This window comes from Corynebacterium sp. HMSC074C04, assembly GCF_001838295.1.
Classification (GTDB): domain Bacteria; phylum Actinomycetota; class Actinomycetes; order Mycobacteriales; family Mycobacteriaceae; genus Corynebacterium; species Corynebacterium amycolatum.
Window position 1 is genome coordinate 29628 of record NZ_KV836264.1, and the last position, 6470, is coordinate 36097.

Annotated in this window: 3 protein-coding genes and 1 pseudogene; 2 read left to right on the top strand and 2 right to left on the bottom strand. The window is 60.9% G+C overall.

Features of this window, described 5'->3' with window-relative positions; genetic code table 11:
• Positions 1–2637 (bottom strand): (Fe-S)-binding protein (locus HMPREF3011_RS00155; protein ID WP_070840952.1); only part of this gene is annotated, 2637 nt, incomplete at its 3' end.
• A 373-nt stretch (positions 2638–3010) separates the two neighbouring features.
• On the opposite strand from HMPREF3011_RS00155, the gene adhP reads away from it, so the two are divergent.
• A complete protein-coding gene (gene adhP / locus HMPREF3011_RS00160) occupies positions 3011–4072 on the top strand; it encodes an alcohol dehydrogenase AdhP (RefSeq protein WP_038626805.1) in 1062 nt (353 codons plus the stop codon).
• 22 nt (positions 4073–4094) lie between these two features.
• On the opposite strand, the gene HMPREF3011_RS00165 is transcribed toward adhP, so the two are convergent.
• A complete protein-coding gene (locus HMPREF3011_RS00165) occupies positions 4095–4604 on the bottom strand; it encodes an NAD(P)-binding domain-containing protein (protein ID WP_070432068.1) in 510 nt (169 codons plus the stop codon).
• A 63-nt stretch (positions 4605–4667) separates the two neighbouring features.
• Here HMPREF3011_RS00165 and HMPREF3011_RS00170 point away from each other — a divergent pair.
• Positions 4668–6238: pseudogene (locus HMPREF3011_RS00170) on the top strand (AMP-binding protein); the annotation flags it as partial.
• Positions 6239–6470: the final 232 nt, after the last annotated feature.

The window sequence follows — 6470 nt, forward strand, 5'->3', positions numbered from 1 at the left end:
GCCACCTGGGGTCGGGGCACCCTTCTTGGCGCTGCCCGGAGTTGGAGCACCGGCCTTAGCGCCGCCAGGCTTTGGAGCGCCACCTGGAGCTGGAGCGCCCTTCTTGGCACCACCCGGGGTCGGTGCTCCGCCCTTTGCTCCGCCTGGCTTCGGTGCTCCACCTGGAGATGGAGCGCCCTTCTTGGCACCACCCGGAGTCGGAGCGCCGCCCTTGGTGGCAGCGCCTGCAGCAGCACCAGCAGCTGCGGCACCAGCGCCGGCAGCAGCCTTCTCTGCCTTCTTCTTCTCGGCAGCCTCAGCCTTCTTGCGCTTAGCGTCCTCTTCCTCGAGGCGCAGGCGCTCTTCCTCTTCAGCCTTCTTCGGATCGACCCAGCCACGCTCTGGCTGCTCAATCCACTCCGGTTCGCGTGCCTGCGGCAGCTCGCCGTCGACCTTCACGGAGTCACGGAGCATCTGGGCGATGTCCAGGACCTCCGGCTTCTTCTCGTCGTCCTCGATGACGTTGTTGACGCCATCGTTCATCATCGTCTTACAGAACGGGCAGCCGATGGCAATTGCCTCAGCACCGGTTCCGACAGCCTCTTCGGTGCGGTTCACGTTGATGCGCTGACCGATGGTCTCTTCCATCCACATACGCGCGCCACCAGCACCACAGCAGAAGCCGGTGTTCTTATTACGAGGCATTTCGACGAGGTTAGCGCCGGACGCGCCAATCAGCTCACGCGGAGCCTCGAATACCTTGTTGTGGCGGCCCAGGAAGCATGGGTCGTGGTAGGTGACCTGGCGGCCCTGGCCGGAAGCAACCGGCTGCAGACGGTTAGCGCGAACCAGCTTATTTAGCAGCTGGGTGTGGTGGACAACTTCGTACTGCCCGCCCAGCTCTGGGTACTCGTTCTTGAAGGTGTTGAAGCAGTGCGCACAGGTGACGACAATCTTGCGCTGCTTCGGTGGGACACCGTCGAAGACCTCATCGAGCTGTTCGATGTTCTGCTCAGCCAGCATCTGGAAGAGGAACTCGTTACCAGCGCGGCGAGCGGAATCACCAGTACAACCCTCAGCCTGGGAGAGCACAGCGTACTTCACACCGGCGGTGTAAAGCATCTCCGCAACAGCCTTGGTGGTCTTCTTCGCATTGTCGTCGTAAGCACCGGCACAACCGACCCAGAACAGGTACTCGGTGTCGTCGAAGCTCTCGACATCCTCGCCCCAAATCGGGACGACGACGCCTTCCTTGCGGACCTCGTTGATCCAGTCGGCACGAGTGGAAGCGTTCTGGCCCCACGGGTTGCCCTTGGTCTCGAGGTTCTTGAACAGGCCAGCCAGCTCGGTCGGGAAGTCCGACTCAACCAGAACCTGGTAGCGGCGCATATCAACGATGTGGTCGATGTGCTCAATGTCAACCGGGCACTGCTCGACACAGGCACCACAGTTGGTACAGGACCACAGGACATCCTGGTCGATGATGCCCTCGTCGCCGTCGCCAACCAGCGGCTTGGTCAGCAGTGCGGCGCCAGCGCCTTCGCCCTCGCGAGCGGTTTCGATGGTCTCGCCAGCCAGCAGGTACGGGGCGGAAGCGTAAGCGTGGTCACGCAGCTGGTTAACCAGCAGCTTCGGGGACAGTGGCTTGGAAGTGTTCCATGCCGGGCACTGCTCCTGGCAGCGACCACACTCAGTACAAGAGGTGAAGTCCAGCAGAGCCTTCCAGGAGTGGTCGGTGACCACACCGGTACCCATGGAGTCAACTTCTGGGTCAGCTTCTTCCAGGTTCAAAATCTCGCCGTTAGAGGTCATCGGCTTAGCGCCAGCGAGGGCGTTGTAGCCATCAGCGTTGCGCTTGAGCAGGATGTTGGCGAATGCCAGGAAGCGGTGCCATGCGACACCCCAAGTCAGGTTGCGGCCAACAACGAAGAGCCAGACCATACCGGACAGCAGCTTAATCAGCGCGAAGATGGACACCATGACTTCGGAGGCCGGCAGAATCTGTGCGATACCACCGGTGACGAAGTTCGCCCAGTTCCAGACCTCGGCGCCAGTGTGACCGTGGTCGCCGTAGGTAGCCAGCTTGGCAGCCTTGACGAACATCATGCCCAGGCCCTCGATGAGGACGACAGCCTCTACGAAGTAGGCAGCCTTGGCGTTGGAGCCGTAGAAGCGGCTCAGGCGCTCCTTGCCCAGGTTGGTCTGGCGGACGAGGATCAGTGTCAGGATGCCCAGGGTCGTACCGACACCCAGGATTTCATCGACGAAATGCCACAGCGTCAGATCCTTCAGGATTGGCCAGCCGCCGGCAGGCCAGAAGGTCTGGATGTATGCCTCGAACCAGACCAGTGATCCGAGGAGGAATCCGACCATGACGAACCAGTGGGCCACGGCTACGCCCGGCTTCTTGCTCATCTTGGTGTGGCCAACGATCTCGCGGATCGTGGTCCAGATTCGTGATCCCCAGTCACCGGTGTGACCGTAGGTCTTCTGGCCCACCATGATGGTCTTCACCATATGGGTGAAGCCCTTGATGAAGACGAACCAGCAGGGCAGGGACAAGAGGACGCCAATGACGCCGACCGCGATGGTGAAACCGGTAGATTCCGGAATCATTGCCGTCTCAGTCGCCGCCTCGGCGAGGTTGAGCACGCTCATGATGTTCCTTCTGGGCTGGCTCAGCCAGGGTGATGGCTGAGTGAAAATAGTTCTCTTGTGAGTTGTATCACGAGCCATGGACGTGTACATAACTAACGCCGTAATTAGTGCTGAAATCATGGCTATGCGGTGTAACCTGCGCGTTTTCGGCGATTTTCGCAACGAATGGGTTTCTTAATTCCGTCCGCTGATCATGCTCTAAATATGTTCCATTAGAAAAATAAGGGTGTACAGCGTGGCGTGCGTCACTGTATGCTGACTTTTGCGCCCCATAGTTTTACAAACGAAACGAAATATTCTAATGCAAACCGTTTTCAAAAAGCGTGGGGTTGCACGTCAGTTGTTTTCCGACCAGTCAAGGAGTTGATTGATTATGACCTCCGTGCAGCCAGACCGTGTCCGTTCTGGGCAGTCCTCCCAGTTCACTGCCGCAGTTGTTGATGAATTCGGGTCAAACCTCAATGTTCGCGACGTCGATCTGCCAAAGCCGGGGCTGAATCAGGCGCTCGTGAAATTGATTGCCTCCGGCGTCTGCCACACTGACTTGCATGCGACAGAGGGGGACTGGCCGGTGAAGCCGGAGCCGCCCTTCATTCCGGGGCATGAGGGAATCGGTGAGGTGATCGAGCTCGGTCCTGGAAAGCATTCGGTCAGCGTGGGTGACATTGTCGGCAATGCATGGCTGTGGTCCGCGTGTGGTGACTGTGAGTACTGCCGGACCGGTCGTGAGACTCAGTGCAACGACGCCGAGTATGGCGGCTATACCCAGGACGGTTCCTTTGGCGAGTACATGCTGGTCGACACGCGGTATGCCGCTCGCATACCGGAGGGCGTGGACTACCTGGAGGCTGCGCCGATTCTCTGCGCCGGCGTGACTGTATATAAGGGCCTCAAGGTTTCCGAGACGAAGCCGGGTCAGTTTATGGTGGTCTCCGGCGTCGGTGGATTGGGGCATTTGGCGATCCAGTACGCCAAGGCGATGGGTATGCGTGTAATCGCCGTGGATATCGCGGAAGACAAACTCGACCATGCAAAGGAGTGGGGTGCCGAGTTCGTGGTAAACGCCAAGGATGAGGATCCGGTCCAGGCGGTTCAGGCCTATACTGATGGTGGAGCTCACGGCATTCTGGTCACTGCTGTCCATAGGGATGCGTTCGGCCAGGCTCTTGGTATGGCGCGCCGCGATGGAACCATTGTCTTCAATGGCCTTCCGCCGGGGGAGTTCCCGGCGAGTGTGTTCGACATTGTCTTCCGCAATCTCACTATTCGTGGTTCACTTGTCGGCACGCGCCAGGATATGGCCGAGGCTCTCGACTTCTACGCCCGCGGGCTGGTCAAGCCGACCGTTAAGGAGTGCTCGCTGCATGAGATTAATGACGTCTTCGAGCTGATGCGCCAGGGCAAGATCGATGGTCGCATGGCCATTCGCTACTAGCCCCAGGAGTTAGTTGGCGCTTCTATTCCTCGACCGCCTGCCTCATCTGATCTGCAGATAGACACGCTCCGAAAAGGTCGCCGTCGGGCCTAAATCGCTTGCCGACGCTCACGTCAACGGGCACGGGTTCAAATCCGAAGGCTTCGACTGTTGCTCGTGCGGCCTCGAGGGCCGCCGGGTCAGTCGACATGACCGCGATTGCTCGGCGCGGTGCGCCCTCGGCGATCTCTTCCGGGGTTCGGTAGTCGCTAATCAGTTCTTCATAGGAGACGTGGTTTAGCGTCTTGGCGATGTGGGCCCCTGGGGATCGCTTGGCGAGGTCCGCCGTTGTTACGGACTCTGCGGAGTTGGTTCCGGTGGCCTCCCAGGGGTTGGTGGCGTCGATAATTGTTCCGCGCACTTTGGAGAGGTCGAAGTTTGCCACCTCTGTATTCGGGACCGCGAAGATGACGACGTCGGCAAGCGAAGCTAGCTCTTCATAGTCGACGACGGTGGTGGTGGGCAGCACGGTGGAGATGATTGCCTCGCGCATGGGGCCTGGGCGGGAGGTGGCGAGAATTTTGAAGCCGGCCGCGGCGCCGACCCCGCGACTGCGGACAAGGAAGCGTTGGTTATCACCGAAATCGACGGCGGTGCTACTCGGCGCACCTTCGCGGAACTGTCACGGCGCTCCGACCAGCTGGCGAACTGGCTGCTCGGGCTCGGCGCCCGCCGTGGCGACTGCGTCATGTTGATGCTGAACAACCAGGTCGAACTCTGGGAATCAATGCTCGCCTGCATCAAGGCGGGGCTGGTGCTCAACCCTGCGACCGCAATGCTCGGCACAGCGGACCTGCAAAATCGCGTGGAGCGCGCCGAGGTGCGCTGGGTGGTGGTCAACCCGGACGATGCCACGAAGTTCGACGGCGTCGACGCAGACATCACCGTCATTCAGGTCGGCTCGGAAGCGAAGCTGGCGCAAGGCGCGCACCCGACCGTCTTCTACCGTGAATCGCACACCGCACCGGAGGGCTTCACCTCGCAGCAGGAGACCGCGGCCGACGATACGCTGCTGCTGTACTTCACCTCCGGCACGACATCCAAGGCGAAGCTTGTCGAACACGCGCACACCTCCTACCCAGTGGGGCACCTGCCCACCATGTACTGGATTGGCCTGGAGCCCGGCGATGTGCACCTCAACGTAGCCGCGCCCGGCTGGGCGAAGCACGCCTGGTCGAACTTCTTCGCGCCGTGGATTGCGGGGGCGACAATCTTCCTGTACAACTACACGCGTTTCGATGCCGCCGCGCTCATGGACAAGATGGCCGAGGAGGGCGTCACCAGCTTCTGCGCCCCGCCGACCGTGTGGCGAATGCTGGTACAGGCGGACCTGACCCGGCTCAAGACCCCGCCGAAGAAGCTCGTTGCTGCAGGTGAGCCGCTGAATCCTGAGCTCATCAACATTGTGGAGCAGGCGTGGAAGACCTCCATTCGCGATGGTTTCGGGCAGACGGAATCCAGCGTTCAGATTGCCAACACGCCGGGCCAGAAGGTCAAGCCGGGGTCGATGGGTCGCCCGCTGCCAGGCATGGATGTGGTTCTGATTGACCCCGCGACCGGCGAAATCGGAGACACCGGCGAGATCTGCCTGAACCTCGCCCCCGGCCCGTGGGCCTCACGCCGGGTTACTACGGAGCGCCGGAGAAGAATGACGAAGTCTTCGCCGATGGCTACTACCACTCGGGCGATATCGCCGAGCGCGACGCCGACGGGTACATCTCCTACATTGGGCGTGCCGACGACGTCTTCAAGGCGTCGGACTATCGATTATCGCCGTTTGAGCTCGAATCCGTGGTGATCGAGCATCCCTTGGTGGCGGAGGTGGCGGTAGTGCCGTCGCCGGACCCGATTCGTCTGGCAGTGCCTAAGGCATATGTTGCGTTGGTGGCGTCCGCCGAGCCGTCCGCTGAGGTGGCGGAGTCGATCCTCAAGTACTGCCACGACAATCTGGCGCCGTACAAGAGGATTTGCCGCCTTGAGTTCTACGAACTGCCGAAGACGGTGTCCGGCAAAATTCGCCGTGTTGACCTGCGTAAACGCGAAGGTGAGATCCACGCCAGTGATGGCGGCGAGTCCAAGGCCTCGACCGAGTACGCGGACACTGACTTCCCCGGTCTGAAGGGGTAGGGCGGTAGGCGGGAGGTCGGCGGTCAGCGTCGGCCCCTCCCTGGGCGGTCTTGGCCCCGGTGCGGCCTTGCCTCCCCCCCCTGAAATGTTTTTGCCAGCTTTTTGTAGGAAGTAACCGCGAATTCGGCGCTACTTCCTACAAAAAGCTGGCAAAAACGTGCGTGTGGTGCGCTGGTGGGCGTTCGCGCCGACATTTACCGCGCACACGCCCCGCACCCCGCACCTCCTGCAC